This window comes from Streptomyces sp. P9(2023), assembly GCF_032436795.1.
Taxonomy (GTDB): Bacteria; Actinomycetota; Actinomycetes; order Streptomycetales; family Streptomycetaceae; genus Streptomyces.
The window spans coordinates 66,436-91,399 of record NZ_JAUPWM010000010.1 but is presented as its reverse complement, the minus strand read 5'-3'; the positions used below and the strand labels follow the sequence as shown (position 1 = coordinate 91,399).

At 72.0% G+C, this 24,964-nt stretch carries 25 protein-coding genes; 6 read left to right on the top strand and 19 right to left on the bottom strand.

Annotated elements, in window-relative coordinates; translation table 11 throughout:
- Nucleotides 1-50 precede the first annotated feature (50 nt).
- The 15 genes from hpnH to Q5762_RS16740 all read right to left on the bottom strand — a co-directional run bounded on the left by hpnH (nt 51) and on the right by Q5762_RS16740 (nt 16,445).
- Nucleotides 51-1,073, bottom strand: a complete 1,023-nt coding sequence (hpnH, locus tag Q5762_RS16810) for an adenosyl-hopene transferase HpnH (protein WP_315892924.1) — start codon at nt 1,071-1,073, stop codon at nt 51-53.
- A 7-nt stretch (nt 1,074-1,080) separates the two neighbouring features.
- The gene (locus Q5762_RS16805) at nt 1,081-1,758 is read right to left on the bottom strand and encodes a 1-hydroxy-2-methyl-2-butenyl 4-diphosphate reductase (protein WP_315892923.1); all 678 of its coding nucleotides are present in this window, start codon (nt 1,756-1,758) and stop codon (nt 1,081-1,083) included.
- Complete coding sequence (gene shc, locus Q5762_RS16800; protein ID WP_315892922.1) at nt 1,758-3,743, bottom strand: squalene--hopene cyclase; 1,986 nt, start codon at nt 3,741-3,743, stop codon at nt 1,758-1,760. The genes Q5762_RS16805 and shc overlap by 1 nt, the downstream gene beginning before the upstream one ends.
- A gap of 107 nt (nt 3,744-3,850) precedes the next feature.
- The gene (locus Q5762_RS16795) at nt 3,851-4,951 is read right to left on the bottom strand and encodes a polyprenyl synthetase family protein (protein WP_315892921.1); all 1,101 of its coding nucleotides are present in this window, start codon (nt 4,949-4,951) and stop codon (nt 3,851-3,853) included.
- Nucleotides 4,948-6,396 (bottom strand): hydroxysqualene dehydroxylase HpnE, encoded by a 1,449-nt coding sequence (gene hpnE / locus Q5762_RS16790; RefSeq protein ID WP_315892920.1) that lies wholly within the window; start codon nt 6,394-6,396, stop codon nt 4,948-4,950. The genes Q5762_RS16795 and hpnE overlap by 4 nt, the downstream gene beginning before the upstream one ends.
- A gap of 82 nt (nt 6,397-6,478) precedes the next feature.
- Entirely contained in the window at nt 6,479-7,429 is a 951-nt protein-coding gene (hpnD, locus tag Q5762_RS16785; protein WP_315892919.1) for a presqualene diphosphate synthase HpnD, read from the bottom strand.
- The gene (gene hpnC / locus Q5762_RS16780; protein WP_315892918.1) at nt 7,426-8,337 is read right to left on the bottom strand and encodes a squalene synthase HpnC; all 912 of its coding nucleotides are present in this window, start codon (nt 8,335-8,337) and stop codon (nt 7,426-7,428) included. Before hpnC ends, hpnD begins: the two co-directional genes overlap by 4 nt.
- A 318-nt stretch (nt 8,338-8,655) precedes the next feature.
- Nucleotides 8,656-9,309, bottom strand: coding sequence for a TetR/AcrR family transcriptional regulator (locus Q5762_RS16775; protein WP_315892917.1), 654 nt, complete (start codon nt 9,307-9,309; stop codon nt 8,656-8,658).
- A gap of 119 nt (nt 9,310-9,428) precedes the next feature.
- Nucleotides 9,429-10,214 (bottom strand): ABC transporter ATP-binding protein, encoded by a 786-nt coding sequence (locus tag Q5762_RS16770; RefSeq protein WP_315892916.1) that lies wholly within the window; start codon nt 10,212-10,214, stop codon nt 9,429-9,431.
- A complete protein-coding gene (locus tag Q5762_RS16765) occupies nt 10,207-11,136 on the bottom strand; it encodes an ABC transporter permease (protein WP_315892915.1) in 930 nt (309 codons plus the stop codon). The genes Q5762_RS16770 and Q5762_RS16765 overlap by 8 nt, the downstream gene beginning before the upstream one ends.
- Before the next feature lie 48 nt (nt 11,137-11,184).
- A complete protein-coding gene (locus tag Q5762_RS16760) occupies nt 11,185-12,063 on the bottom strand; it encodes a glycosyltransferase (protein ID WP_315893030.1) in 879 nt (292 codons plus the stop codon).
- A gap of 81 nt (nt 12,064-12,144) precedes the next feature.
- Nucleotides 12,145-12,924: a CDP-alcohol phosphatidyltransferase family protein gene (locus Q5762_RS16755; protein WP_315892914.1), complete on the bottom strand. Its 780-nt coding sequence runs from the start codon at nt 12,922-12,924 to the stop codon at nt 12,145-12,147.
- Nucleotides 12,902-13,963 carry an iron-containing alcohol dehydrogenase family protein gene (locus tag Q5762_RS16750; protein ID WP_315892913.1) on the bottom strand — a complete coding sequence of 354 codons (1,062 nt, stop codon included), beginning with the start codon at nt 13,961-13,963 and terminating at the stop codon, nt 12,902-12,904. Before Q5762_RS16750 ends, Q5762_RS16755 begins: the two co-directional genes overlap by 23 nt.
- The gene (locus Q5762_RS16745; RefSeq protein ID WP_315892912.1) at nt 13,951-14,688 is read right to left on the bottom strand and encodes a phosphocholine cytidylyltransferase family protein; all 738 of its coding nucleotides are present in this window, start codon (nt 14,686-14,688) and stop codon (nt 13,951-13,953) included. The genes Q5762_RS16750 and Q5762_RS16745 overlap by 13 nt, the downstream gene beginning before the upstream one ends.
- Nucleotides 14,685-16,445 (bottom strand): DUF5941 domain-containing protein, encoded by a 1,761-nt coding sequence (locus Q5762_RS16740; protein WP_315893029.1) that lies wholly within the window; start codon nt 16,443-16,445, stop codon nt 14,685-14,687. Before Q5762_RS16740 ends, Q5762_RS16745 begins: the two co-directional genes overlap by 4 nt.
- Between Q5762_RS16740 and Q5762_RS16735 the strand changes: the two genes are divergently transcribed.
- The 4 genes from Q5762_RS16735 (at nt 16,326) to idi (ending at nt 20,089) form a co-directional block, all read left to right on the top strand.
- On the top strand, nt 16,326-16,604 hold the full coding sequence (locus Q5762_RS16735) for a hypothetical protein (RefSeq protein WP_315892911.1): 279 nt from the start codon (nt 16,326-16,328) through the stop codon (nt 16,602-16,604). The genes Q5762_RS16740 and Q5762_RS16735 overlap by 120 nt on opposite strands.
- 314 nt (nt 16,605-16,918) lie before the next feature.
- Complete coding sequence (locus tag Q5762_RS16730; RefSeq protein WP_315892910.1) at nt 16,919-17,860, top strand: cation diffusion facilitator family transporter; 942 nt, start codon at nt 16,919-16,921, stop codon at nt 17,858-17,860.
- 223 nt (nt 17,861-18,083) lie between these two features.
- Nucleotides 18,084-19,337: a bifunctional class I SAM-dependent methyltransferase/N-acetyltransferase gene (locus Q5762_RS16725; RefSeq protein ID WP_315892909.1), complete on the top strand. Its 1,254-nt coding sequence runs from the start codon at nt 18,084-18,086 to the stop codon at nt 19,335-19,337.
- A gap of 143 nt (nt 19,338-19,480) precedes the next feature.
- Complete coding sequence (gene idi / locus Q5762_RS16720; RefSeq protein ID WP_315892908.1) at nt 19,481-20,089, top strand: isopentenyl-diphosphate Delta-isomerase; 609 nt, start codon at nt 19,481-19,483, stop codon at nt 20,087-20,089.
- Here idi and Q5762_RS16715 read toward each other — a convergent pair.
- Together Q5762_RS16715 and Q5762_RS16710 are read right to left on the bottom strand one after the other, a co-directional pair.
- Nucleotides 20,055-20,591, bottom strand: a complete 537-nt coding sequence (locus tag Q5762_RS16715) for an ATP-binding protein (RefSeq protein WP_315892907.1) — start codon at nt 20,589-20,591, stop codon at nt 20,055-20,057. The two genes, idi and Q5762_RS16715, sit on opposite strands and share 35 nt — an antisense overlap.
- A 130-nt stretch (nt 20,592-20,721) precedes the next feature.
- Entirely contained in the window at nt 20,722-21,501 is a 780-nt protein-coding gene (locus tag Q5762_RS16710; RefSeq protein WP_315892906.1) for an HdeD family acid-resistance protein, read from the bottom strand.
- Between the two features lie 65 nt (nt 21,502-21,566).
- Between Q5762_RS16710 and Q5762_RS16705 the strand changes: the two genes are divergently transcribed.
- Nucleotides 21,567-22,319 carry an enoyl-CoA hydratase/isomerase family protein gene (locus Q5762_RS16705; RefSeq protein ID WP_315892905.1) on the top strand — a complete coding sequence of 251 codons (753 nt, stop codon included), beginning with the start codon at nt 21,567-21,569 and terminating at the stop codon, nt 22,317-22,319.
- A gap of 15 nt (nt 22,320-22,334) precedes the next feature.
- Here Q5762_RS16705 and Q5762_RS16700 read toward each other — a convergent pair whose 3' ends face one another.
- Nucleotides 22,335-22,976 carry a DJ-1/PfpI family protein gene (locus Q5762_RS16700; RefSeq protein ID WP_315892904.1) on the bottom strand — a complete coding sequence of 214 codons (642 nt, stop codon included), beginning with the start codon at nt 22,974-22,976 and terminating at the stop codon, nt 22,335-22,337.
- Nucleotides 22,977-22,993: 17 nt separating this feature from the next.
- Entirely contained in the window at nt 22,994-23,971 is a 978-nt protein-coding gene (locus Q5762_RS16695) for a GlxA family transcriptional regulator (RefSeq protein WP_315892903.1), read from the bottom strand.
- A gap of 124 nt (nt 23,972-24,095) precedes the next feature.
- Here Q5762_RS16695 and Q5762_RS16690 point away from each other — a divergent pair, with 124 nt between their 5' ends.
- Nucleotides 24,096-24,959, top strand: coding sequence for an SCO6745 family protein (locus Q5762_RS16690; RefSeq protein ID WP_315892902.1), 864 nt, complete (start codon nt 24,096-24,098; stop codon nt 24,957-24,959).
- Nucleotides 24,960-24,964: the final 5 nt, after the last annotated feature.

The window sequence follows — 24,964 nt, the reverse complement described above, 5'->3', positions numbered from 1 at the left end:
TGCGGGAAGCCCGCGCCCGGTGGGCTCGCGGGCCTCCCGTACGCGTCACGTCATCCGCGGTTGCCGGAGACGGTCTCGCGGGCCGCCCTCAGGGACTCCTTCAGCGAGCCCATGGTGGCGAGGACGGCGGTCGGTTCGTAGCCGCAGTGCGCCATGCAGTTGGCGCAGCGCGGGTCCTTGCCCCGGCCGTACTTGTCCCAGTCGGTCTCCTCGATCAGCTCCCGGTAGGTGGGGACGTAGCCGTCGCTCATCAGGTAGCAGGGCCGCTGCCAGCCGAAGAGCGAGTAGTTCGGGATCGCCCACGCGGTGCACGGGAAGTCGGCCTTGCCCTCCAGGAAGTCCAGGAAGAGCGGCGAGTGGTTGAGCCGCCACCGGCTCCGGTTGCCGCCCGCGAAGGCCTTCTTGAAGAGCTCGCGGGTCTGCTCGACACCGAGGAAGTGCTCCTGGTCCGGCGCCTTCTCGTAGGCGTACGCCGGCGAGATCATCATCTCGTCGACCTGGAGGTCGTCGTTGAGGTAGTTGAGCACCTCGATGATGGTCTGCGGGGTGTCGGTGTTGAAGAAGGTCGAGTTGGTGGTGACCCGGAAACCGAGCCGCTTGGCCTCCTTGATCGCCGCCACCGCCTCGTCGAACACGCCTTCCTTGGCGACGGATTCGTCGTGCCGCTCGCGCAGCCCGTCGATGTGCACCGCGAAGGCGAAGTACGGGGAGGGGGTGAACTTCTCCAGCTTCTTGCGCATCAGCATCGCGTTGGTGCAGAGGAAGACGTACTTGCGCTTGGCGACCAACTGGCGCACGATCTCGTCGATCTGAGGGTGCATCAGCGGCTCGCCGCCGGCGATGGAGACCATCGGCGCACCGGACTCCAGGACCGCGCCGACCGCCTGGGCGACCGGCATGCGCTGCTTCAGCACCCCGGCCGGGTGCTGGATCTTGCCGCAGCCCTCACATGCCAGGTTGCAGGCGTACAGCGGCTCCAATTCCACGATCAGCGGGAACTTCTCGCGCTTGCGGAGCTTCTGTTCGATGAGATAGGTCCCGACCCGGACGGACTGACGGAGCGGCATGGCCATAACTCGCTCACCTCCTGGGGAGCAGCAAAGAACGGTGCCATTCGAAGAATGCGGGAAGGACGGCACGAAGAACACGGAAAGCCGATATTCCACCGCGTACCGTGCCGATCCGGACCAGTTCATGTTCTGGAGCGTCCACGACCACCCGTACGGCCGCAACCGGACGCGGTCCGGCCGCCAGCGCGGTACGGAGCGTGGCGGCGGACTCCATGTCGACGGCGATGGCCCCGGTGGCGCGCAGCTCGGCCCGCTCGTGGCCCCGGACGACATGGTCGGAGCAGGTCAGCGGGCCGGTGTGGACGGTCCGCCCGGGCAGCGCCCGGGTCAGGGCCTTCACCAGGAGCTCTGTCCCGGTACAGGCCGTGACGGCGTCGGGCCCGCCGGGCGCGCCCCGGGTCTCGTCGGCGACGATCAGGTCCCCGGGGTGCATCCCGGGGGCGAGCCCGGCGCAGAAGCCCGAGGCGATGACGGCGGCGTCCCGCCAGGGGTCCCGGTCGAGGGCCCGGGCGACGCCACGCCGGGCGTGGGCGGGCCCCATGCCCGTGCGCACGACCGTGAACGGGCCGGGCGCGCCGGACCGCTCGCCGCTGCGCAGGGCGAGCTGCTCGATGCCGAGCGCGCAGGCGATCAGCAACGGCGGCGGCTGCGCGGAGCCGGCCGGCGGCGGCCCCGGCTCTTGGCCCATCAGCCCTCCCTGGAGACGGCCGGTTCGCCGTTCAGATAGCGGCCGAGGGCCGTGAGCGGGAACACCTGCCGGTAGAGGTGGTAGTTGATGGAGAAGTCCCAGGGGAAGCCCGTGCCGGTGAAGTACGGCTCGTCCCACGAGCCGTCCGGCCGCTGCGTCGCGGCGAGCCAGGCGATGCCCCGTTCGACCGCCTTGGTCTCGCGTCCGCCGGCCGCGAGCAGGGCGAGCAGCGCCCAGGCGGTCTGCGAGGCGGTCGAGACGCCGGGCCCGACCCAGGGCTGCTCCTTGTACGTGCGCAGGTCCTCGCCCCAGCCGCCGTCCTCGTTCTGCACGGACTCCAGCCAGCCGACGGCCCGGCGGATCGCGGGGTGGGAGCGGGGCATCCCGGCGGCGGTGAGTGCGGGGACCACCGAGCCGGTCCCGTACACGTAGTTGACGCCCCAGCGTCCGAACCAGGCGCCGTTCGGCTCCTGTTCGGCGAGCAGCCACTCGATTCCCCTGCGGGTACGGGGGTGGTGGGCCCTGCCCTCGTAGGCGAGCATCTCCACCACATGGGCGGTGACGTCGGCCGAGGGCGGGTCGATGACCTCGCCGAAGTCGCAGAACGGCAGCCGGTTGGGGAAGGGGCTGGTGTTGTCGGCGTCGAACGCGGCCCAGGCCCCGTTCTTCGACTGCATCCCGAGGGTCCAGCGGCCGCCGCGTGCGATGGCCGACTCGACCCGGGAGGGGTCGGGGTGCTTGACGCGGCGCAGCGCGAGGATGACCTCGGCGGTGTCGTCGATGTCCGGGTAGTTGTCGTTGTGGAACTCGAACGCCCAGCCGCCCGGGGGCAGTCCGGGCCTGCGGACGGTCCAGTCGCCGGGCCGGACGATCTCCTCGCCGAGCATCCAGTCAGCGGCCCGGACAAGGGCCGGGTGGTCGGCCGGGAGGCCCGCGTCGGCGAGGGCGATGGTGGCCAGGCAGGTGTCCCAGACGGGCGACTGACAGGCCTCGATCATGCGCGAACCGTCCTCGCGCCACACGGCGAACCGGTCGAGGGACTCCAACCCCGCCCGCATGACCGGGTGTTCCAGGTCGTAGCCGAGGAGATGCAGGGCGATCACCGAGTAGACGGCGGGGGGCTGGATGCCGCCCCAGCAGCCGTCGTTCTCCTGGCGCTCGACGATCCAGCGGGCCGCGACGTTCATGGCCGCCGTACGCAGCCGGCGCGGGGCTACCTTGCCGTAGACGTGCAGCGCCTTGTCGAGCCGCTGGAAGAAGCCGTCCCAACTCGCCACCGAAGCAGAGGGTTTCACCGGGTTCGGCCGGGCCGGATCGGTGTGCAGCTCGTCCAGCGGGAAGGGCGCGGGCCGCACCGGCCGCTTGGCGGAGACCACGGTGAGCGGCACGATCGTCTGCCGCGCCCAGCAGCCGAAGTCGTAGACGTTGAGCGGGAACCACTTCGGCAGGAAGATCAGCTCGGGCGGCAGCTCGGGCAGGTCGTCCCACTTCCACCAGCCGAAGAGGGCGAGCCAGATCCGGGTGAAGACCCGGGAGGCGGCGATCCCGCCCCGCTCGCGGATCCAGGCGGCGGCCGGGGCCATGTGCGGGTCCTCGGGGAGGTCCCCGGCCAGGCGCAGCGCGACGTACGCCTCGATGGTGGTGGAGAGCTCGCCCGGGCCGCCGTAGAACGTGGCCCAGGTGCCGTCCTCGCGCTGCTCGCCGCGGATGAACAGGGCGGCGGCGCGGGTGGTCTCCTCGTCCCGGATGCCGAGGAACTGGCGCAGCAGGAGGTCCTCGGCGTCCATGGTGACGTTGGTCTCCAGGTCGCCCTTCCACCAGCCTTCGGCGTCCTGGCGGCCGAGCAGATGTGCGATGGAGCGTTCCGTCGCCCGTTCGACGGCCTCGTCGAGGCCGCTCCCGGCGGGCGCGGTGGCGGTGGTGTCGCTGGCCGCGGCTGCCCGGGGGCCCACGGCCCCGGCGCTTCCGTCGGTCGTCGCTGTCATGGCTTCCCCTTCGTGCAGTCGAATACTTCTGCTTCTTCGGGTCTGCCGTCGGCCGGTGCCGGGTGGCACCGGCCGGCGACCGCGCGCTCATATCAGGGTGATGGTGATCATCTCTTCCGTACGACGACGAAGTCGGCGAGCGCGGTGAGCTGCGCCCTGATCCTCTCGGGCATGTCCACCTCGTGCAGCGCACGGACGGCGATGGTGTGCTGGCGGCGGGCCTCCTCGGAGGTCCACTCGCGGCCGCCGGCCTCCTCGATGAGAGCGGCGCGGGTGGCGAACTCCTCCTCGGAGAAGGTCTCGAAGTCGCTGCTCTTGGCGTCGGCGGCGAGCAGTTCGCCGAGCCGCTCGGAGGCCGGTCCGCCGGCCGCGAGGGCGGCGACGACGGGCAGGGACTTCTTGCGCTGGCGGAGGTCGCTCCAGGTCTGCTTGCCGGTCGACTCCGGGTCGCCCCAGATGCCGAGCAGATCGTCGACGGCCTGGAAGGCGAGGCCGAGGTGGTAGCCGTACTCCTCCAGCTTGTCCGCCGTACGGTCGTCGGCGCCGCCGAGGACGGCGCCGATGGAGACGGCGCAGGCGAGCAGGGCACCGGTCTTGTTGCCCTCCATCTCCAGGCACTCCTCGACGGTGACCCGCTCGCGGTGCTCGTAGGAGATGTCCTGGGCCTGACCGTCGATCAGCTTCCGCGTGGCGGTGGTCAGTCGGCGGGTGGCGCGGCCGGCCTCGACGGTGCCGATCTCGAGCAGCAGCTCGTTGGCGAGCGCGAAGAGCGCGTCGCCGACGAGGATCGCCTGCGCGGGTCCGTGCACCTTCCAGACGGTGTCGCGGTGGCGCCGCTGCTCGTCGCCGTCCATCAGGTCGTCGTGCAGCAGCGAGAAGTTGTGCACCAGCTCCACGGCGACGGCGCCGGGGATGCCGACCTCGGGCGCGACGCCCGCGGCCTCGGCGGAGAGCAGCGCGAGGGCCGGCCGTACGGCCTTGCCGCTGTCGCCCTCGGCCGGGTTGCCCTGGGCGTCGATCCAGCCGAAGTGGTAGGCGGCGACGGTGTCCATGGGCGGGGCGAGCCGGTCGACGGCCGCCCGCAGGACGGGGGTGGACAGGGTCCGCCCGCGCTCCAGCAGAGCGGTGACGTCCGCGGTGTCGACGGCCGGATTCGCCGGGGGCACAGTCGGCACGGTCTCTCCTCTTGTTCCAGAACTCACACTCATACCGCCTCCTGCAGCGGATGTTCATGACGGCGGCCGAGGGCGGAGAGCGCGGCGCCCGCGGCGCTGAAACCGCTGCGGACGGCGCCCTCCATGGTCGCGGGCCAGCCGGTGGCGGTCCACGCGCCGGCCAGGTACAGGCCCGGTGCGTGGGTGCGGGCGGCGGGGCGGAGCCGGCCGACGCCCGGAGTGGGGGCGAACGTCGCTGTCCGCTCCCGGGTGACGAAGAAGTCGCGGACGCCGGCGCCGCGGGCGGCGGGCAGCAGGCGCTCCAGCTCCGGCAGGTAGCGCTCGCGCAGGGCGGCGACGGGGGCGTCGATCTCGTCCTGGGCGGCGGACTGGGAGACGGCCAGGTACTGTCCGCCCACCCGTCGCCCACCACCGCCCTTGCTCGAGGGCCCTTCGGGCCCGCCCCTCAGCAGGCCAGAAGAGTCGGTGCGGTCGAAGACCCACTGCACCGGGGAACCGAGCGCGGTGAAGAACGGCTGCCTCAGCACCTTGCGGTCGTAGACGACGTGCACGTTGAGGATGGGCGCGGTGCCGATGTCGAGCAGCCGGTCGGGGTCGTCGAGGGCGCCGTCGGGCAGGAGTTCGCGGGTCTCGCGCTGCGGTACGGCGAGGACGACGGCGTCCGCCTCGATCGTCTCCCCCGGTACGTCGACGGTCCAGCGGCCGTCCTCGGTACGGGTGATCCGCTCGGCCTTGGTCCGCAGTTCGGTACGGACGCCGAGGGAGTCGAGGGCCTTGCGGGCGAGGGTGTCGTGGAGATCGCCGAGCGGCACGTGCGCCCAGCCGATGTCGGCGGCGCCGGGCTCGGAGAGCAGACCGGTCTTGAAGACCATGGCGGCCAGGCCCATGGAGGCGTCCGGCGCGGTGGCGTTGAGGGTGGCGACGCCGACCAGGTCCCAGAGCGCCTCGATGGCGCGCGGGGACTGGCCGTGGCGGCCCAGCCAGGTGGCGAAGTCGATGCCGTCGAGGGCCGGGTCGGCGGGGTCGAGGCCCTTGAGCGCGAGCGCGGCGCGGCCGACGCTCGCCCGCTCGGCGAGGGAGAGGTGCGGATAGGTCGCCAGGCTCGCCGCGAGGTGCAGCGGTACGGGCAGGTTGGTGCGGCGCAGCCGTCCCAGGCGGGGGCCGCGGGGGTGCGCGACGTCGAGGACCGGCACGTCGAGCCGGTCCTGGAGCGGCGCGAGGTGGGCGCCCTCGACCCGGTCGAGGAACCACCGGTAGGCGGTGCAGCAGCGCAGGTAGACGTGCTGCCCGTTGTCGACGGTGAGGTCGCCGCGCCGGAAGGAGAACGCGAGTCCGCCGAGCCTCGGCCGTCCTTCGAGGAGCGTCACGCGCACCCCGGCGTCGGCGAGTTGGAGCGCGGCGGTGACGCCGGCGAGACCGCCGCCGATCACGACGGCGTGCGAAGCGGCGCCGTCCCGGTCCGTCCCACGCTCGGTCATGCCGCCTCCCCTCGGGTCGTCGCAGGCAGGGACGCCGCCGTGCGGCGCGAGGTTGCCCGGTGCCGGGTCACGTACCGCCCCATCAGGTACGCCTCCTGACGGTCCGTCGGGAGATGTGGCGGGTGTCGATACCGGAGAGGCCGCGCACGGCGACGTACGCCTTCTCCCGGCCGGGCAGCGAGACGCGGCCGCGCAGCACCGCCTCCGGGTCGCGCTCGATCCGGTCGAGGAGCCTGCGGTAGATGCCGGCCATGGCGGCGACGCAGGCGCCGCTGCGCCGGTCGAGCATGGGCAGCAGCCGGTAGCCCTCGGCGAACAGGGCGCGGGCGCGGCGGACTTCGAAGTGGACGAGACCGGCGAAGTCGGCCCCGGGGGGCGGGGTCTCGCTCGCGAAGCCGTCGCCGCAGCCGAACTTGGCCAGGTCGTCGGCGGGCAGGTAGGTGCGCCCGTTGCCGGCGTCCTCGCGTACGTCCCGGAGGATGTTGGTGAGCTGGAGGGCCAGGCCCAGGGTGTCGGCGTACTCGGACGCGCGCTCCACGCCGTGCGCGCCGGGCTGGGTGCCGAAGACGCCGAGCGAGAGCCGGCCGATGGCGCCCGCGACGCACCGGCAGTAGACCTTGAGGTCGTCCCAGGTCTCGTAGGTCTCGCCGCGGACGTCCATGAGGACGCCGTCGATGAGCTCGTCGAGGCCGCCGAGCGGGATCGGGAAGCGCCGGGAGGCGTCGGCGAGGGCCACGGCGACGGGGTCGGTGTCGTCCTCCTCGACCTTGTCGTGCCGAACCCGGTCCAGGAGCGCGCGGGTCGCCTCCAGTCGCTCCCGCTTGGCCTCGGGCGCGAGTGTGCCGTCGCCGATGTCGTCGACGCGGCGCGAGAACGCGTACAACGCGGACATGGCCTGCCGCTTCTCGGTCGGCAGGAGCCTGATCCCGTAGGCGAAGTTACGGGCCTGCTGTCCGGTGACGGCCTCGCAGTAGCTGTACGCGGCCTGTACCGGCGCGGACGTCTCCGTCTGTCCCTCCACGGTCCGGCTCACCCCTCTCTCCGCGCTCGCAGCAGGACCGTTCCCGCTTCACGCATCAGACTCGGCTTGGTGGGCTTGGGGGGCTCCGGCAGGACGTCGAACCCGGCGGCGGCGATCGCGTCGAGCGCGGCGAGCCCGCCGGCGGTGAAGCCGGTGAGCAGCAGCCGCAGCCGGCCGCGCACGCTGGCCACCAGCGGGATGCCGTCGTGCAGCAGGGCGCGGGCGCGGTCGGCCTCGAAGGCGATCAGGGCGCGCACCGAGGCGTTCCCGGTCGGCCGGGCGAGGTCGTCCTCGGTGACGTGGAACCGCTTCATGTCCTCGGCGGGCAGGTAGATCCGGTCCCGGCCGAGATCCTCGGTGACGTCCTGGAGGTGCTCGACGATCTGCAGGGCGGTGCAGACCGCGTCGGAGCGGCGGACGCGCTCGGGGGTGGCGGTGCCGGTGATCCCGAGGACGAGCCGGCCGACGGGGTTCGCGGAGAGTTCGCAGTACGCGACGAGGTCGTCGTAGGTCTCGTAGCGGCGCACCAGCTGGTCCTGGCGGTTGGCCGCGATCAGGCCGAGGAACGGCTCGGGGGTGAGCCCGCGGCGCCGCACGGTCGGCCGGAGGGCGCGGAGCAGGGGGTGGTGCGGGGTTCCGTCGAAGACCCGCAGGAGGTCGGTCTCGAAGGCGTCGAGCATCGCGAGCCGGTCCTCGGCCCGTTCGGGGGCGACGCCGAGGTGGCGGGCGTCGGCTCCGCCGGGGGCGAGGTCGCCGTCGCCGATGTCGTCGACGAGCCGGGCGTAGCCGTAGACGGCCATGAGGTCGTCGCGCCAGTCCCGGGGCAGGAAGAAGGGGGCCACGGGGAAGTTCTCGTGCGCGGCCTTGTCGAGCGTGGTGCGCGAGGAGGCGTCGGGGCGCACCTGTCGGGTTCCCGTCACCGGCCGCTGCCCGACGCGGGGACGGCGACACCCTCGTGGAGCTGGAGATTTCGCGTCATGGCCGTCACATCTCCTGTTCTACACTGCCGATCCAATCCATCCTATTTCGGACACGCCACCGGTCCGCCCGGGAGGGCTCACCGCCTGACGCCCGGGGAGGCCTAGGGGTTATCGCCCCACTTGCCACGAATCAGCACCGGTACAGCTTACGTTGTACAACGCCGAGTGCCTCGTCGGGGTGCCGGGCGCTTTGCGAAAACATCACCCGATTCGCCAACCCTCCGCCGGGGAGCGGGAGTTCGGCCCGGCAACCGGCCCTCAGTCGGCGCGGGCGCCGGAGACCACCAGGGCGAGGGTGGACTCGACGACGTCGGCGCGGCGCTGTTCCGGGAGGCCGCCCAGCGGGCCGTCGAGGAGCAGGAGCGACAGCCCGTGCACGGCCGACCACGTGGCGGCCTCGGCTGCGGGCCGGGCGCGGCGCGGGATGGGTCCGGCCCCGGCGAGGGCGTTCAGGGCCTCCGTGAGCAGGGCGAAGGCCCGGATCTCGGGTTCCGGTTCGGCCGGGCGGCCGGGCGGCGCCCAGGGCTCGCCGCAGGCCGCGCGCGGGGTGCAGAAGGCCGCCCGGTAGAGGCCGGGCTTGTCGAGGGCGAAGCCGACGTAGCCCCGGCCGAGGGCGGTGAGGCGCAGCTCGGCGGCGACGGTGGGGTCGTCGGCGCCGGGGACGCGCTCGGCGGCGCGCTCCATCGACTCGGCGAGCGCCCGCTGGGCGTGGGTCTTGACGGCTGTCAGCAGCTCGCCGCGGCCGTCGAAGTGCCGGTAGGCGGCGGTGGGCGAGACGCCGACCCGGCGGGCCGCCTCGCGCAGCACCACGCGTTCGGGACCGCCGTCCGTGGCGAGGTCGACGGCGGCGCAGATCAGCGCGTTGCGCAGATCGCCGTGGTGGTAGGTCTTTCCCCCCGAGATCGCTGCCATGGGCTCATCCTGCCCGATGTTGACCGCATGAACATTCCAGGTCGGGGGCGCACGGCGGCGCCGGGAACGCGAAGGGCCCCCGCCGGCTCGGCGGGGGCCCTTCGTCCACGGTTCGCGGCTTACCTCGCGGTCTCGCGCTCGTACGCCCGCAGGACTTCCTCCGTGGGCCCGTCCATCAGGAGCTCGCCCTTCTCCAGCCACAGGACGCGGTCGCAGGTGTCCCTGATCGACTTGTTGCTGTGGCTGACCAGGAAGACCGTGCCGGCTTCCTTGCGGAGCTCCCGGATGCGCTGCTCGGAGCGGATCTGGAACCTGCGGTCACCGGTCGCCAGGGCCTCGTCGATCATGAGGACGTCGTGGTTCTTGGCGGCCGCGATGGCGAAGCGGAGCCGGGCGCCCATGCCGGAGGAGTACGTCCGCATGGGCAGGCTGATGAAGTCGCCCTTCTCGTTGATGCCCGAGAAGTCGACGATGCCCTGGTAGCGCTCGCGGATCTCTTCCTTGCTCATGCCCATGGCGAGGCCGCCGAGGATCACGTTGCGCTCGCCGGTGAGGTCGTTCATCAGGGCGGCGTTGACGCCGAGCAGCGAGGGCTGGCCGTCCGTGTAGACCTTGCCGCTCTCGGTGGGGAGCAGGCCGGCGATGGCGCGCAGCAGGGTCGACTTGCCGGATCCGTTGCTGCCGATGAGGCCGATGGCCTCGCCCCGGTAGGCGGTGAAGGTGACTCCGCGTACGGCGTGCACCTTGCGGACGCCGCGGGTGACCTCGGCCTTGCCCTTGCCGAGGATCCGGCTGAGGGCGGCGGTGGCGCTGCCCTTGCCGCCGCCTCCGGTGTTCACCCGGTAGACGATGTGGACGTCGTCGGCGATGACGGTGGGAACGCGTCCCTGGTCGATGTCAGCCACGGCCGTACCTCTCCTCGGCCTTCCAGAAGTAGACGAAGCCGCCGATGCCGGCCGCGAGGGCCCAGCCGAGCGCGGTGGCCCAGACGTGCGTCGGCAGGTTCTCGGAGCCGTAACCGTCGATCAGCGCGAAGCGGATCAGGTCCATGTAGACGGCGGCGGGGTTGTACATGAGGACGTCGGCGATCCAGGCCGGCTTGTCCGCGAGCATCACCGGGATGGAGAACATGACGCCGGACGCGTACATCCAGGTGCGCATGACGAACGGCATGAGCTGGGCGAGGTCGGGGGTCTTGGAACCCATCCGCGCCATGATCATGGCCAGTCCGATGTTGAACACGAACTGCAGGAAGAGCGCGGGGATCAGCAGCAGCCAGCTCATGGAGGGGTAGCTGCCGAAGGCGATCGCGACGGCGGCCAGCACGATCATGGAGAACAGCAGCTGCTGGAGCTGCTGGAGCGCGAACGAGATGGGCAGCGAGGCGCGCGGGAAGTGCAGCGCCCGGACGAGCCCGAGGTTGCCCGCGATCGCCCGCACGCCTGCCATGACCGAGCTCTGGGTGAAGGTGAAGACGAAGATCCCGGTGACCAGGAAGGGGATGTAGACCTCGGTCGCCATGCCCCGGCCGGCGTCCAGGATCAGGCCGAAGATCAGGAAGTAGACCAGCGCGTTCAGCAAGGGGGTCGCCACCTGCCAGATCTGGCCGAGTTTCGCCTGGCTGTACTGCGCCGTGAGCTTCGCCGAGGAGAAGGCGACGATGAAGTGGCGCCGCCCCCACAGCTGGCGGATGTACTCGAAGAACCCGGGCCGGGCGCCGCTGACCGACAGACCGTACTTGGCTGCCAGCTCGGCCGGCGTCAGGCCGTCGTCGGCGGACGGCGGGGCGCTCGTCGCGACCGCGCCGTCGTGGGTTGTGTCACTCACAGGTCGGAACTTTCGTATTCAGATGCGTGGCAGGTCGGGCACCACGTGTCAGACGACGGGCGGGCGTCCCAGTCGGGTCAGCCGCCACACCGTACGCCATTTCATGGGCCGGCGCGGTCCGCAGGGGGTGGCCCAGCCTTCCCGGAATCCGCCGAGCCACGCCTTGAGAGCGGGGCCGGAGGGGCGCCGCGCGAGGGTGAGGAGCAGCCAGACACCGAGGTAGACGGGGACCAGGAGAGCGGGGAGGTTGCGCCGGGCCAGCCATACCCGGTTGCGGGCCACGTTGTAGTGGTACGTCGCGTGCCGGGACGGTGGCGTGGTGGGGTGGAGCAGCACCATGTCGGAACGGTAGTCGATCATCCAGTTGGCGTCGAGGGCCCGCCAGGCCAGATCCGTCTCCTCGTGCGCGTAGAAGAACTCGTCGGGCAGGCCGCCGACTTCGTCGAGGACCTGGGTGCGGACGGCGTTCGCGCCACCGAGGAAGGTGGTCACCCGCGAGGACCGCATGGGGTCGGCGGCGCGCAGCCTCGGGACGTGCCGGCGCTGGGTGAGGCCGGTCTCGGGGTCCGCGATCCGGAAGCTGATGATGCCCAGCTTCTCGTCGGCGGCGAAGGCCTGGCGGACCAGCTCGGCGGTGTCCGTACGGGCCAGCAGACCGTCGTCGTCCAGGAAGAGCAGGGCGTCGACGGGGCCGCAGGGGCCTTCGGGGCCGAAGGCCTCGATGCCGACGTTCCGGCCACCGGGGATGCCCAGGTTCTCGGGCAGGTCGACGGTGTGGACGCCCTCGGGCACCCCCGTGACGGGGGCGCCGTTGCCGACGACGACGACCTCGACCGGGTCGCCCTCCTGGCGGGCCACCGAGTCCAGCAGCGCGCGCAGGTCGTCCGGACGGTTGCCCATCGTGATGATGACGGCACCCAGCTTCATCGACGTACTCACGCTCGTCCTCCCCCTGCTTGTCGTCGTCACATCTGTCGTCGGCATGCTCGTGGCCATGTCAGGCGGTCCTCACTTCAACCGGCTCGACGCCAGGATCGACACCAGGTGCAGCAGCGTCTGGAGGAGCGCGATGCCGGCGAGGACCGCGACGCCGAGACGGGTGAAGAACAGGTCGTCCCGGACCGCGTCGAGGATCGCCAGGACCAGGATCAGCAGGGACGCCTCGATCCCGAGGACCAGGCGGTGGAACTTCAGCGCCCCGGCCGCCCGGCGGGCGAGGGCCATGCCGGAGGAGCGCGGCTCGCTCGCCGCCTCCTTGACCGGCGGCAGCCCGCCCTGGTGGCGGGCGACGCCGACGAGGTCGGTCTCCGCCTTGATCAGGATCGCGCCGAGCGCGGCGAGGGTGCCGAGGAAGGCCCACAGCCAGTCGATCCGGCCGCTGCCCCACAGGTCGGCGGCGCGCAGGCCGAAGCCGACCAGGACGGCCGCGTCGCACAGGTACGCGCCGACGCGGTCCAGGTAGACGCCCGAGAGCGAGAACTGCTTCTTCCAGCGGGCGACCTCACCGTCGACGCAGTCGAGCAGCAGATAGAGCTGCACCGCGACGACACCGAGGACCGCGCCCCAGATCCCGGGCACGAGCAGGGCGGGGGCGGCGAGCACGCCACAGATCGTCATCACGTACGTCAGCTGGTTCGGCGTGATGTTCGTGGTGACCAGGCGGCGGGTGATGCGCAGCGAGATCTCGCGCATGTACAGGCGGCCGCCCCAGTGCTCTCCGCTGCGCCGGTCCTTCACACCCGCCGGGTGCACGACCGGGCGGAGCTCAGCTACGGATGGTCTTGGCATAGTCGGCGTACGCGTCCCTGATCTGGTCGTCGGAGAGTTCGAGGTGTTCGAGGATGGTGAAGCGGCCGGGACGCGTCTGCGGGGCGAAGGAGACGGCCCGGACGAACTCGTCCACGTCGAATCCCATCTCCTCGGGCGTCACGGGCAGACCGTGCCGGCGCAGCGTCTCGACGATCTGGAGCGAGCCCTCGGCGGCACCGCGCAGGTGCATCGCGAAGGCGGCGCCGAGGCCGCACTGCTCGCCGTGGCTGGCGGCGCGCTGGGGATAGAGCAGGTCGAAGGCGTGGCTGATCTCGTGGCAGGCGCCCGAGGAGGGCCGGGTGTCGCCGCTGATCGACATGGCGATGCCGGACATCACCAGGCCCTCGGAGAGGGTGACCAGGAAGTCGTCGTCGCCGACGCCGCCGGGGTGGCGGAGCACCGCCTCGCCGGCGCTGCGGGCCATGGCCGCGGCGAGGCCGTCGACCGGCTCGCCGGTCTCGCGGTGGGAGAGCTCCCAGTCCGCGATGGCGGAGAGGTTGGAGACCGCGTCGCCGATCCCGGAGCGGACGTAGCGCACCGGGGCGTCCCGGATCACGTCGAGGTCGATGACCAGCGCGATCGGGGTCGGCACACCGTACGAGCCGCGCCCGTTGTCGTTGTCCAGGGTGGACACCGGCGAGCAGATGCCGTCGTGCGAGAGGTTGGTGGCGATGGCGACCAGCGGCAGGCCGACCCGGGCCGCCGCGTACTTCGTGACGTCGATGATCTTGCCGCCGCCCAGGGCGACCACGGCGTCGTAGCGCTTGCCCCTTATGGCGTCGGCGAGCTTCACCGCCGCGTCGATCGTGCCGCCGTCGACCGGGTACCAGTCGGCTCCGGGCAGCTCGGGGGCGAAGTGCTCCTTCAGCTTCAGGCCCGAGCCGCCGCTTATGGCGACGGCGATCCGGCCGTTGCTGGAGATCCGCTGGTCGGCGAGGAGGGTGGTGAGGCCCTCCAGCGCTCCGCGGCGGATGTCGACGACGACCGGCGAGGGGATGAGCCGGGTCAGTACTGGCACGCGATCTCACGGCCCTTCGCGAGGTCGTCGTGGTTGTCGATCTCGACCCACTTGACGTCCCCGATGGGTGCCACGTCGATCGTGAAGCCGTCGTCGGCGAGCTTCTGGTAGCCGTCCTCGTAGTACAGGTCCGGGTCGCGCTCGAAGGTGGCCTTCAGGGCGTCGGCGAGCGCCTCGGCGGCCTCGGGCTCGATCAGGGTGACGCCGATGTACTCGCCGGTGGCGGCGGCCGGGTCCATCAGCTTGGTGATCTTCTGGACGCCCTTGCCGTCGGCGGTGACGACCTTCATCTCCTCGTCGGCGAGGGACTTCACCGTGTCGAGGGCGAGGATGATCCGCCGGCCGTCGCCGCGCGCGGCGAGCAGGGTCTGCTCGACGGAGACCGGGTGGACGGTGTCGCCGTTGGCGAGGATCACGCCCTGCTTGAGGACGTCACGCGCGCACCACAGGGAGTAGGCGTTGTTCCACTCCTCGGCCTTGTCGTTGTCGATCAGCGTGATCGACACGCCGTACTGGGCCTCCAGAGCCTCCTTGCGCGCGTACACGGCCTCCTTGCGGTAGCCGACGACGACGGCGACCTCGGTGAGGCCGACCTCCGCGAAGTTCTTCAGCGTGAGGTCGAGCACGGTGGTGTCACCGTCGACGGGCACGAGCGCCTTCGGAAGCGTGTCCGTGTAGGGGCGCAGACGCCGTCCGGCACCGGCTGCCAGTACGAGGCCGATCATGCGGTTTCTCCTTCGTCGTGTACGGCGGGTGCTCCCGAGGACACCCAGAAGCGGATGGACTCCACGAGCACCACGAGCGCGACGACGACCGCCAGGGCGGTGAGCGCCAGGGTGAAGTCACTGCCACGGCTCGCCAGCAGGACGGCGAGGACCGTCACCAGCAGGACGCGGCCCTCGTGACCGCCGATGGTGCGCACCAGCCACGCGGGCGGGGCGCCGGTGCCACCGCGGATGCGGTACACCGTGTCGTAGTGATGGTAGGCGACGGCGGCCACGAGCCCGTAAGCCGCGGGCAAGGCACCGTTCACCTCGGAGCGGGCGGCGAGGATCAGGATCGTGCCGTACTCGGCGGCCCGGAACACCGGGGGTACGAGCCAGTCGAGGGGCCCCTTGAGGGTGTGGGCGACGGCGAGGCCGGAACAGAGGACGTAGAACACGGCGGCGAGCACGACGGCACCCGCGGGCGCCTGCCAGGCGGCGATGAGGAGCCAGACGGCTCCTACGCCGGCGACCACCGGCGGGGCCCAAGCGCCCCTGATGTTCCGGCGGCTCGCCGCTACCAGCTGGGCGAGCGGTCCCGAGTCGGCAAGGTCGGCGAGCGCCTGCGCGGCCCGGTCCGTCCGGCGCGCCCTGCGGGTCAGTGAGCGGAGCACGCGGCCGGCGGTGGTGTACGAGGCGCCGAACGCGCAGCCGATGATCAGCGCCCAGAAGGTGATCCGGGGCGTGGTGACGGCGGTGAGGACCGCGATCATGGCCCAGCGCTCGCCGATCGGCAGGATGATCATCCGGCGGACCCAGACGGTCCAGCCGACGCTGTCGAGCCGGTTGGAGAGGGCCGCGGTGGGGCTGGTGTTGGCCGTGGCGTCGTGGTTGGCCTCGTTGAAGGAGAAGTCCACGACGTGGCGGCAGGTCATGAGGACCATCGCGCCGAGCGCGAGCGCCCACACGTCGTCGCCGTTCCGCGCGGCGCCGAGAGCGAGCCCCGCGTAGAAGGCGTACTCCTTCGCGCGGTCGAAGGTGGCGTCGAGCCAGGCGCCCATCGTCGAGTACTGCAGGGAGTAACGGGCGAGCTGCCCGTCGGTGCAGTCCAGGACGAAGGAGACGAGGAGGAGCAGGCCGGCGGCGACGTACCCGCCGCGCTCGCCCGTTGCGGCGCAGCCGGCCGCGATCAGGGCGGTGAGCAGCGAGGCGGTGGTGACCTGGTTGGGCGTGAGGCCGCGCCGGGCGCACCAGCGGGCGATGTAGCGCGAGTACGGGCTGACGCAGAAGGTGGTGAAGAAGCCGTCGTGGGCCTTCACCGCGGAGCGCAGCCGTACGGCCTCGTCGTCGACGGCGGCGACGGCCGCGCGGGCCTCGTGGCGGGCCTCTGCGTCGGTCGGTACGGCGGCGACGAGGGTGCCGAGCTGGGGCCGGTGCACGGCGACGCCGTCGGCGTCGAGGGCGTCGGCGAGGGCGTCCGGCAGGGTCTCCTCGGTGGCCGCGGGCGCGGGCACGGCGGGGGCGCCGGGCACCGCGGCGTACGCGTCGGTCAGCGCGCGGGCGAGCGCCGGGCGGGCCTCGGGCTGTGCGGTGAGCGCGCCGGGCGCCGCGGTGGCGGGAAAGCGGGGGTCGGTGAGGGCCAGCCGCAGCGCGTGGAGGTGGCCGACGAAGCGCGGGTCGACGACGGCGACCCGCTCACCCGCGGGTACGGCGGCGAGCAGCGCTCCGGTGTCCTGCGGGCCGGAGGCGACCCGTACGTCGAAGCCCAGCGACCGCAGATCGCCGTCGAGCGACGATCCGGGTACCGGCGGACCGGTGAGGATGGCGGTCGACAGACGAACTCACTCCTTGGAGCTGACGGGCGGGCCCTCGGGGCCCATGGCACAGCCCCGGGCACGGCGGCTCGGCCCGGCATCGGGCGGCGGCACGTCGGCTGAGGCTATCGGATGAACAAGGGCGGGAGTTCACCGAGGCTTTGCGGTGCGGACTCCCCCGGGCCCACTCGAATCCGCCCGAGTACGCCATGCCCTGCGGAGATCATCATGGGCGATCGACCCGCCGCCCCACAAACCGTGCCCGGGGACCGCACGGACCCACGGTCGCACGTCTTCCGGGCGAACCCGTATAAGCCCAGGTCAGATGATATGACAACGGTGTTCAGTACCGTGTTGCATATACCCCCCACCCGTAGTTCACTGGCGAATCGAAGCGACTGGAACACCGGCGACACGACACGAGGGAGAGCCGACTCATGGGGGCTGGACACGACCACGGGCACAGCCACGGAGGACCCCCGCCCACGGGGACCGCGGCGGCTGCCTACCGGGGCCGACTGCGGATCGCGCTCGCGATCACGCTGTCCGTGATGGTGATCGAGATCATCGGCGGCGTCGTCTCCGACTCGCTCGCCCTGATCGCCGACGCGGCCCACATGGCGACCGACGCGGTCGGACTCGCGATGGCGCTGCTCGCGATCCACTTCGCCAACCGCCCGCCCACCGAGAACCGCACCTACGGCTTCGCCCGGGCCGAGATCCTCGCCGCGCTCGCCAACTGTCTGCTGCTGCTCGGCGTCGGCACCTACGTGCTGTACGAGGCGATCCAGCGGTTCATCGAGCCGGCCGAGACAAGGGGCGGGCTGACCATCATGTTCGCGCTGATCGGTCTGGTCGCCAACATGATCTCGCTCTCCATCCTGGTACGCGGCCAGAAGGAGAGTCTGAACGTGCGCGGCGCCTATCTGGAGGTGCTGGCCGACGCACTCGGCTCGGTGACGGTCCTGGTCTCGGCGGGCATCATCCTGGCCACCGGCTGGCAGTACGCCGACCCGATCGCCTCGATCGTGATCGGCCTGATGATCGTGCCGCGCACCCTCAAGCTGCTGCGCGAGACGCTGGACGTCCTCCTGGAGTCGGCCCCCAAGGGCGTCGACATGGCGGAGGTGCGGGCGCACATACTGGCTCTGCCGGGCGTCGAGGACGTCCACGACCTGCACGCCTGGACGATCACGTCCGGGATGCCGGTGCTCTCCGCCCATGTGGTGGTGGACCAGGCGGCGCTGGACTCCGTCGGCCACGAGAAGATGCTGCACGATCTGCAGGGCTGCCTCGGCTCCCACTTCGACGTGGAGCACTGCACCTTCCAGCTGGAGCCCGTCGGTCACGCGGCGCACGAGACCAAGCTCTGTCTCTGACCGCCCTCAGGGGCCCTGTCAGGGTTGATCGACAGACGTTCGAACGGTGTGTGTGAGGTACGAGAGGAGCTGAGGTCGATGACCGTCGCGATGGAGGCTGCCCAGTGCGGCAGCGCCCGGTCCGGCTTCAACCTCAGCTTCCGGGTCTTCGGCTGACCTGATCCCGGTTCCTCCGAACCGATCACCTGTCGGCCGGGGCCCTCCCACCAAAGGGTTTCCCACGTTGTCCGACAACAACAACGCGCTGTACGACGCCTTCTTCGCCCTGCACCACGGTCTTCCGCGGCAGGGCCCTGGCTCCGACGCCACCACCCGCAGTCTGCTCGCGCTCGCGGGACCGCTCCCCGAGCGGCCCCGGGTGCTCGATCTGGGCTGCGGCCCCGGCCGTTCCGCGCTCCTCCTGGCCGCCGAGGCCGGGGCGGAGGTGACGGCCGTCGACCTGCACCAGCCGTTCCTGGACGAGCTGCGGCGGGCCGCCGACGCCCGCGGGCTCGGCGACCGCGTCGTCACGCTCGACGCCGACATGGGCGAGCTGCGGTTCCCCGACGGGTCCTTCGATCTCGTCTGGGCCGAGAGCTCGGCCTACGCCATCGGCTTCGACACCGCCCTGCGCTCCTGGCGCCGGCTTCTCGGCCCCGGCGGCACCCTCGTGCTCACCGAGTGCGAGTGGACGGTGGACGAGCCGGGCCAGGAGGCCCGCGCCTTCTGGGACGCGCACTACCCACTCCGTACCCGGCACACGAACACCGCGGCGGCGGTCGAGGGCGGCTACCACGTCCTCGGCGTCGTCCCGCAGCCCGAGAGCGACTGGGACGCGTACTACGGCCCGCTCGCCGAACGGGCCGACGCGGCCGACCCCGACACCCCCGGGATGGCCGAGGTGCTCGCCTCGACCCGCGCCGAACTCGCCATGCGCCGTGACCACGGCGGCGAGTACGGCTACACCGGTTACGTCCTGCGTCCGGCCGACACCCGGTGGCGGACGCGGCAGGAGACCGCCGGCGACATCCGTGCCGTACGGGACGTCAACGCGGCGGCCTTCGAGACACCCGCGGAGGCCGATCTGGTCGACGCCCTGCGTGCGGACCCCGGGGCCTGGCTCCCGGGTCTGTCGTACGTGGCCGAGGCCCCGGACGGCTCGGTCGTGGCACACGCGCTGATCACCCGATGCCATGTCGACGGGGTTCCCGCCGCGGCGCTCGCCCCGGTCGCCGTCGCACCCGCGTATCAGCGGCAGGGCGCCGGGGAGGCCGTCGTCCGGGCCGTGCTCGACGCGGCGCGGCTGGCCGGGGAGCGGCTGGTGCTGGTGCTCGGCCACCCGGAGTACTACCCGAAGTTCGGATTCGCACTGGCGTCCGCGTATGGAATTCGGCCGTCCTTCGACGTGCCGGACGAGGCCATGAGGGCGCTCGTCCTGGACGGCTCCGAGCCGGTTCCGGCGGGCACGATCCGCTATGCGGCGGCCTTCGGCGTCTGACGCCCGGTCCGCTCCCGTCGCGCCGGCAGTACTCCGGTGCGGTGGGAGCGGGCCATGTCCGGCCGCCCGAAGTACGGACAAGCGGCTTTTGTGCGGCAGACTGAGGGAGCCCCTCCGGGCCGAGACCGAAGCGAAGGACGGTTATGCCGACCACATCAGCCAGCGTGGCTCACACCTCGTCGAACGGTGTCCAGCCGACCGCAGCCCAGGCGTCGATCATGCTCGAACTGGTCGACGAGAACGGCATCACCATCGGTACGGCGGAGAAGCTCGCCGCCCACCAGGCCCCGGGACAACTGCACCGGGCGTTCTCCGTCTTCCTCTTCGACGAGTCCGGCCGGCTGCTGCTGCAGCGGCGCGCGCTCGGGAAGTACCACTCCCCCGGCGTCTGGTCGAACACCTGCTGCGGCCACCCGTACCCGGGCGAGGCGCCGTTCGCCGCCGCCGCCCGGCGCACGTACGAGGAGCTGGGGATCTCGCCCACGCTGCTCGCCGAGGCGGGCACGGTCCGCTACAACCACCCGGACCCGGCGTCGGGCCTGGTGGAGCAGGAGTACAACCACCTCTTCGTCGGCATGGCCCAGGCCGACCTGCGGCCGGATCCGGAGGAGGTCGAGGAGACCGACTTCGTGACGGCCGACGAGCTGATGGAGCGGCACGCGAACGCGCCGTTCTCCGCCTGGTTCATGACCGTCCTGGACGCGGCGCGTCCGGCGATCAAGGAGCTGACGGGTCCCGCCGGGGGCTGGTGATCCCCGGCGCCGCAGGGGGGAGCGCCGTCGGCGCCTCCCCCGGTGCCGGGCGGCCCGCGTCCAGGGGCAGCGCGGCCCAGATGATCTTCCCGCCGCTCGCGGTGTGCTCCACGTCGCAGGCGCCGCCGGACTCCAGGGCGATCTCCCGGACCAGGAGCAGCCCGCGGCCGCCCGTCTGTCCCCAGTCCGCCTCCAGCGCCTTGGGGCGGTACGGATGGTTGTCTTCGACGGACACCCGGATCCACTCCGCGCCGATCGCCACCTCCACGGCCACTTCCGGGGAGAGCAGCGCCGCGTGCTTGACGGAGTTGGTGACCAGCTCCGAGACGATCAGGAGCAGGCCCTGCACCGTGTCGTCGTGGACCGGTACACCCTGACGGTTCAGCAGGTCCCGTACGGCGTGCCGGGCCTGCGGAACGGAGACGTCGACCGCGGGAGCGGTGAAGCGCCAGACCCCTTCGTAGGACGGTGGCCGTGCGGGGACGCTCCCGCGGCTCTCCATAGTCCGGCTCCCACCCTCGTGCTCGATTGTCGCCACGAGTCAAGTCTTGGTAATCCGCAGGTCCGGACCGGGCTACTGACCAGAAGTCGACACTTATCGACCGCATTCTGATCGGGTGAGTATGCCAACGTCAGTTGTTCGACTGCTCCTGATCCTCCGTTGACGCCTTAGGAGGGTCGGCGGGTGGCTTGTCCTGTTGTGCTACCGGCGGGGTGACCGCCGGCGTGACCATACTGACGATCCGTCGGCCTCCGACGCCGATGGCGATCAGGCCGAGACCGTCGAAGAGCAGGGCCAGCGAGAAGAAGACCCCGAGGACGTACCGGCTGCTGTCCGGCCAGTCGAAGAGGACCAGCAGACCGAGGAGCAGGCCGAAGGCGCCCTGGACGAGGGTCCAGCCGAACTGGGGTCCGCGCACCACCGCACTGCCCACCAGCCGGAAGACCCCACCGGTGAGGAAGAGCAGCGCGGCGAACATGGTCAGCGCCTCGGCCGTGCCCTCCGGGTGCCGGATCACGACGACGCCTGCCGCCATGTTCAGCGCGGCCACCACCACGGCGAGCCAGAAGTAGCTGGTGCCGCGCGACTCGATGGCGTGCAGCAGGCCGACGAAGCCGCCGATGAGGAGCAGCCAGCCGAAGAGCAGCATGGAGGTGAGGGTGGCGAACCCGGTGTAGAGGAGACCGACGATGCCGCCGAGGACCAGCAGGACACCGAGGAAGGCGAGCCGGCCGAGGCTGCGGCTGAGCTTCCTGCCCTCGCGAACGGCGTCGTAGGAACCCTGCGGGTCCTCGGCGCGTGGGCTCTGGGGGTCGCCGTCGTGGGAGCCCTCACGGTCCGCGGGTCGGGACGCCTCGCGGTCGCCGTCGTGGGGACGCTCGTGGTCGCCGTCGGTGGAATCCCGGGACATGCGCGCCTCCTCCTCGGACCCCCTTGTCGATCGTACGATCGGGGTGCCCGGATAGCATCCGGCGCATGGAGCCCACCGAACCGCAGCTGAAGGTCGTCGTCGCCGACGAGGTCGCCACCGTCGTCATCTCGAACCCGGCCAAGCGCAACGCGATGACGCCCGCGATGTGGCGGGCCCTGCCCGGGACGCTCGCGCCGCTCGCCGCCGACCCGGCGGTCCGCGTGCTGGTGCTCACGGGTGAGGGCGGGACCTTCTGCGCGGGCGCCGACATCTCGACGCTGCGCGAGCCGGGCGACGACCAGCAGTCGCTCGCGGTACGGGCCGAGGAGGCCCTCGCCGCCTTCCCCAAGCCGACGCTCGCCGCCGTCCGCGGCTACTGCGTGGGCGGCGGCGGCCAGCTCGCCGCGGCCTGCGACCTGAGGTTCGCCGAGGAGGGCGCGTGGTTCGGGGTCACCCCGGCGAAGCTCGGGATCGTCTACCCCGCCTCCTCGACCCGGCGGCTTGCCGCGCTGGTGGGCCCCTCCGCCGCCAAGTACCTGCTCTTCTCGGGCGAGTTGATCGACACCGAGCGGGCGCTGCGCACCGGCCTTGTGGACGAGGTCCTGCCGGCCGGCGAACTGGACAAGCGGGTGGGCGAGTTCACCCGTGTGCTGGTCGGCCGCTCGCTGCTCACCCAGGCGGCGGCCAAGGAGTTCGCGGACGGCCGCACCGACCGGGACGCGCACTGGGCGGAGCAGGCGCGCGGCAGCGGCGACACCGCCGAGGGGGTCGCCGCCTTCCTGGAGCGCCGTACGCCCCGCTTCACGTACGGGATCTGACGCCTCGTCGTCGGTTCAGCCCTCGACGAGGTCCTTCGCGGCGATGTCGCGCCAGTGCGCCACGATCTCGGCCGGGGCCTTCTCCGGGGAGCCCGCGTCGTACGGCGGCTGCGGGTCATACTCGGTCAGCAGCTGGACGGTCTGCGCCGTCGCGTCACCCGCGATCCGGCCGAGCAGGTGCAGGGCCATGTCGATGCCGGAGGAGACCCCGGCGGCGGTGACGTACTTGCCGTCGAAGACGACCCGCTCGCCGGTGGGTTCGACCCCGAGCGCCCGCAGCTCGTCGTACGCGAGCCAGTGTGTGGTGGCCCGGCGGCCGGCGAGCAGGCCCACGGCGGCCAGGATCAGGGATCCGGTGCAGACGGAGGTGGTCCAGGTGCTGGTCGCGTCGGCGGTACGGAGCCAGGCGAGGATCTCCGGGTCCTTCATCGCCTCCCGGGTGCCGGGGCCGCCGGGGACCAGGACGATGTCGGGGTTCGGGACGTCGGCGAGGGTCTGGTCGGCGACCAGGGCGAGGCTGCCCTGGTCGTTGCGGACCGTGCCCGACTCCTTGGCGACGAAGACGGTCTCGGCTCCGGGGAGGCGGGCGAGGAGCTCGTAGGGGCCGACGGCGTCGAGGGTGGTGAAACGGTCGAAGAGCAGTACCGCGATCTGCATGGGATCCCCTTCAGGGGTCAGCGTGTGGTCTGTGGTGCGCGTGGGACGGGCGAGTGGAAGCGGCGGCGGTACTCCGCCGGGGTGGTGTCCATGGCTTTGCCGAAGGCCCGCCGCATGGCCTCGGGGGTGCCGTAGCCGGCCGCTCCCGCGACCTCCTGGACCCCGTAGGCGGTCTCCTCCAGGAGCCTGCGGGCGTGTTCGAGCCGGACCCGGTCGACGTACCGGCCCGGGGTCGTCCCGGTCTCCGCCTGGAAGGTGCGGGCGAAGTGGCGCGGCGACATCCGGGCGCGGGCGGCCAGGGCGTCGACGGAGAGGTCCCCGTCGGGGTGCTCGGTGATCCAGTGCTGGAGGTCGCGCAGGGGCGGGCGCTGGGCGGTCTGGGCGGCGAGCTGGGCGCTGAACTGCGCCTGGTTGCCCGGGCGGCGCAGGAAGACGACCAGGTGGCGGGCGACGGTGAGCGCGGCCTCCCGGCCGAGGTCCTCCTCCACCAGGGCGAGGGCCAGGTCGATGCCCGCGGTCACGCCGGCGGAGGTGGAGATCCTTCCGTCGCGGACGAAGACGGGGTCAGGCTCCACCTCGACCTCGGGATAGCAGCGGGCGAGGTGGTCGCAGGCGGCCCAGTGGGTGGTGGCCCGATGGCCGTCGAGGAGTCCGGCCTCGGCGAGCAGCAGGGCGCCGGTGCAGACGGAGACCAGGCGCTCGGCGCGCGGGGCGTGCTCGCGCAGCCAGTCGATCAGCCGGGGGTCGGGACCCCGGGTGCCCCCACCCCCGGGGACGAGCAGGGTGTGCGGGCGATTCACGGCGTCGAGCGTCGTGTCGGGCAGCAGCCGCAGGCCGCTCTGGGTGCGGACCGGATCGCCGTCGAGCGAGGCGGTCTGGATCGGGTAGCCGCCGCCCCCGAAATGGCCGGCGCCGGCGAACACCTCCACCGGTCCGGTGACATCCAGGCTCTGCACGTCGTCGAAGAGGACGACGAGCACGGGTCGCTTCGTCATGTGCTCCATCCTTGGCGGGGCGCGGGACGGCCGCAATGACGAAGACCCCACCTTTCCTGCCATCGGGCGCCCGCGACCGCCCCGGCCTTCCAGTCGTACCGACCAGTCGGTAACGTTTCGTTCCATGACCTCTCTGCCGCCCCGCGCGGGCCGCCGCTGCCACCACATGCTCAACCCGCTGCACTCGACGGTGTACTTCTCGCCGGACCTGGACACCGAGTTCCGGGCGCTCGGCTTCGAGGACCAGTCGGCGATGCGGCTCGCCTCGCGCTCGGCCGCGATGGGGGCGGTGGGCGCGGGAACGGTCGCCGCGGCCTTCAACAACTACAACGTGGAGCTGCTGGCCCGGCATCTGCCGGCCGTCTGGGACATCGCCTCGCCCGCGGAGGTGGGGGCCGCACGGCTGCGGGCCGTGGACAGCACCCTGCGCCGTCTGCTCGGCGAGGAGACGATCGCCTCGGCCGAGATGGCGGAGGCCGCCGAGCTGGCGATGCGCGCCACCGAGGCCTGCACCCGGCACGCCCGGCCGCTGTACTCGGCCCACGCCGACCTGCCGGTGCCCGAGGCGCCGCACCTGCGCTACTGGCACGCCGCGACGCTGCTGCGCGAGCACCGGGGCGACGGCCACCTGGCGGCGCTCCTGACCGTGGGCCTCGACCCGCTGGAGGCGATGGTCAGCCACACCGCGACCGGCATGGGCATGAACCCGCGCCTCGCCCTGGGCGCCCGGGGCTGGCGGCGCTCGGACTGGGACGCCGCCGCCGACCGGCTGCGCGAGCGCGGTCTGCTGGACGCGGAGGGCGAGCTCACGGTCGAGGGCACGGCCCTGCGCGAGGAGCTGGAGGCGTGGACGGACCGGCTCGACTCGGCCCCGTACGAGCACCTGGGCGCGGCGGCCGTCGAGCGCCTTTCGGAGCTGGGCAAGGCCTTCCGTAACGCGGCGTTCCTGGCCGGGGCCTTCCCGGCGGACCTCAGCGCCAAGGTCTGACGGAG